The following is a 3,541-nucleotide window of genomic DNA, read 5'->3' as shown; positions in this document are numbered from 1 at the left end:
TCTAACTTTATCGGAGCCCTTCAGATTGTCAGTGCTTCTTTTGTGCAAAAAAAAGCCCGCTCATCAAAATGGCGGACCTTTTCTTAGATTTATATCAGTAGCCTGCAGGGGCTTGCGTAGGCCCTTGTTGCGTACCACCATAACCACCAGTGGTATCAGTTGTTCCGGTTGTATCAGAACTCGTAGTTGTGCTTGAGTTATCCGCATCCGTTGTAAATTTTGTTGAATCTTTAATGCCGAGTGCTTTACGGATACTATTAGATACTTTTTTAAGTTCAGTATTTGAAGCAACTTCATAATCGACACCATTTACCATTGTACTGGTTCCTTGTAAATGTTGTGACTTCAAATGATGAGAGGCATCTGAATATTTCGAAGCAATGGTGAGCATATCGTTAAAGGTTAAATCTGTTTTCATATTTCCAGAAATTGATTTCAAAATTGACTTGTATCTTGTAACTGATCCTAGACTAACAGCCTTCATAATCAGTTTTTCAATTATTTGACGTTGGCGAGTTTGACGACCATAGTCACCCTTTGGATCAGAATGACGCATTCTAGAGTATGAGAGGGCTTGCTTACCGTTCAAATGAACCTTCTTACCCTTTGTCACATTAGCTGCCCCGTATTTAAAGGTCAGGGGTGGGGTGACATCGACACCACCGACGGCATCAACCATTTTTTCAAGACCACCCATGTTAACAATGGCGTAGAAATCAATTGGAACGTCTAGCAGACTTTGAACGGTGCTGACTGCTGTACTTGCGCCGCCAATCGTGTAGGCCGCATTAATTTTGTCTTGGCTAAGTGAATCACCCTTGATAGTAACCATCGTATCACGTGGGATACTGGTTAGAGTTACTTTTTCTTTCTTGGGATTAACCGTCGCAACGATGATTGTGTCAGTCCGACCAACGTCCTTTCGTCCAAGGGCACCGGTATCTGTCCCTAATAGAAGAATTGAGATTGGCTTTCCTTTTTTGAGTTGACTCGAAACGTTACGAAGCTTGTTAGTACTCCCGGTCTGATAGGTTTCATTAAATGTATCTTTGGCGTCGTTGTAAGCGTGATATGCCCAAGCACTACCGCCGGCTAACAGGATAAGTAACATAAAAAGGATTGTCCATAAAACACGATGATGCTTACGCTTTGGCCTGAAATGGTCACTGCCTCTACGGCTGAAGTTATCTGGATCTTCAGGTGGAAATTGATTATTAGTTGACATGATTGCTCCTCGTTTCAGAAATTCTTTCAGTATTATATCCAAAAATGGATGGAAAGAATAGTCATGAGTCTTTAATTTAGTAGTTCTTAATTTATTTAATCGCTTAATTACATCATAAAAGACTGAATTAGTAAACGTGTAACAGAAACTTAAACAAATTGTAGTATGTATAACAGTGTAGCAAAACGTACAAAATTCGTGTGATATAATGAAAAACGTTAATTTAATTTAAGAAATAATTTGGGGAAAGAACGGTGATATCTAGATGTTTAGTATCTTTTACGAGAGTATCTCAGGCGTCTTGGTCATCATGGTCATGATAGCGCTGGGCTACGTTTTAACCGTGCGCGGCTGGTTTAATGACTATGCAAGCCGCCTAATTGCACGACTGGTAACACAAATTGCGCTACCGGCCTATATGATTTTTACGATTACCGGTCAATTCTCTGCCGACAAATTAAAATCAACTTTACCAGATTTACGATTTCCAGTTGTCTCAATGCTCATTTTATATGCACTGGCAATGGCGGCCTATCGACTATTTAGAATTCAAAAGTCACATAAAGGATTATTTGAATCTATGTTTTTGAATTCAAATACGGTCTTTGTTGGGTTACCCGTTAACATGGCCCTTTTTGGACCAAAAAGTTTACCTTACGTTTTAGTTTATTATATGGCGAACACGACATTCTTCTGGACTTGGGGTGTTTATTTGATTCAAAAGGATGGGACAAGCGGCCAAAAATTTGATTTATGGCAAACGGTCAAAAAAATATTTTCACCACCATTGCTTGGATTTATGGTAGGGGTTGTTCTGGTATTACTGCGAATCCAACTACCTAAGTTTTTAATGGAAGATTTTCAGTACGTTGGCGATTTAACAATTCCGCTCTCCATGATCTTTATCGGAATTGCGATTGCAAACGTTGGGCTCAATCATTTAACATTAAACCGCGCAAATGTTGCTATTTTGCTGGGTAGGTTTTTGATTGCCCCAATCGTTATGGCACTTCTTGTTTTACCGACTGGGATGCCGTTACTAATGAAGCAAGTCTTCATCATGCAATCCGCCATGCCTGTTATGACCAATGCCCCCGTTGTGGCAAAGCTTTATGGAGCAGACGCAAACTTTGCCGCAATTATGGTTACTGAAACGACACTTCTAAGCCTAATCGTCATTCCAATTTTAATGGTTTTACTAAAGTCATTTACGTAGGCCATTTGAATTTGTGAAAATGATGGTGCTATACTAGCACATGTAGTTATTTTTTATAGAAGGATTATTTATAGAAGGAAGCGGATTTCGTCGTTTTGCGAAAAACAATACTATTTGTTCTATTTTCAACATTAATGTTTAGTTCCATGGAAATTGCGTTAAAGGATGCAGGTGGGGCTTTTAACCCCATTCAACTAAACCTCATCAGATTTTACGTAGGTGGGTTAGTTTTATTACCATTAGCAATTCACAGTAATGCAAAGCAAAAGCGTCATATTCAGTTACGTGATTGGGGATTATTTGCACTTACAGGCTTTATCTGTGTGATTGTCAGCATGAGCTTGTATCAGCTAGCAATTGTGTATGATGAAGCGTCAACGGTCGCTGTTTTATTTAGCTGTAACCCAGTTTTTGCACTTATATTCTCTTATTTATTACTACACGAACATTTAGGGCGTGCAAACTTAATCGCCGTTGTGATTTCAATTGTTGGACTCGTGATCATTGTTAATCCAACCCATTTATCAAATCCACTTGGGATGTCATTAGCAATTGGATCTGCCTTAACTTTTGGTTTGTACAGTATCGTTTCGCGGTATGGATCAGTTAAGCGTCACTTTAATGGGATTACAATGACGGCGTATACGTTCTTAGCAGGCTCTACTGAGTTGTTGGCACTGGTTGCCATCACACATATTCCAGGAGTTGCTAAGTTTATGACACAAAGTTCTTTTTTGAAGCAGTTTAGTGCCATTCCAATTATTCAAAATGTCAATTTCCATTATTTCTGGTTACTGTTTTTCATCGGTGTTTGTGTAACCGGTGGTGGATTTGCCTTTTACTTTTTGGCAATGGAACGCTCAGATGTTTCTACTGCATCGTTGGTATTCTTTATAAAGCCAGCGTTGGCACCAGTAATGGCGGCAATTATCCTTTCAGAGAAGATATTACCACTCACAATTGCTGGAATTGGCGTTATCTTGGTTGGCTCTGTCGTCACCTTTATGGGTAATAGAGTTAAGGTTCGTCGTTCGGATTTAACGAATCCGGAAGAAAAGATCAGTGCCAGCAAAGTTCGGCTCTCTGTCAAATCCTGTTGA

3 protein-coding genes are annotated in these 3,541 nt (G+C 39.5%); 2 read left to right on the top strand and 1 reads right to left on the bottom strand.

Annotated elements, in window-relative coordinates; genetic code table 11:
* Positions 1–94: 94 nt before the first annotated feature.
* Complete coding sequence (locus FD44_RS09645; protein WP_010620505.1) at positions 95–1,225, bottom strand: LCP family glycopolymer transferase; 1,131 nt, start codon at positions 1,223–1,225, stop codon at positions 95–97.
* A gap of 265 nt (positions 1,226–1,490) precedes the next feature.
* On the opposite strand from FD44_RS09645, the gene FD44_RS09640 reads away from it, so the two are divergent.
* Together FD44_RS09640 and FD44_RS09635 are read left to right on the top strand one after the other, a co-directional pair.
* A complete protein-coding gene (locus FD44_RS09640; RefSeq protein WP_010620506.1) occupies positions 1,491–2,441 on the top strand; it encodes an AEC family transporter in 951 nt (316 codons plus the stop codon).
* Between the two features lie 95 nt (positions 2,442–2,536).
* Positions 2,537–3,541, top strand: coding sequence for a DMT family transporter (locus FD44_RS09635; protein ID WP_056973914.1), 1,005 nt, complete (start codon positions 2,537–2,539; stop codon positions 3,539–3,541).

This window comes from Secundilactobacillus malefermentans DSM 5705 = KCTC 3548 (assembly GCF_001436395.1).
In the GTDB taxonomy this organism is placed as follows: domain Bacteria; phylum Bacillota; class Bacilli; order Lactobacillales; family Lactobacillaceae; genus Secundilactobacillus; species Secundilactobacillus malefermentans.
The sequence above is the reverse complement of the archived record's forward strand: the minus strand, read 5'-3'. Positions and strand labels throughout refer to the sequence as shown.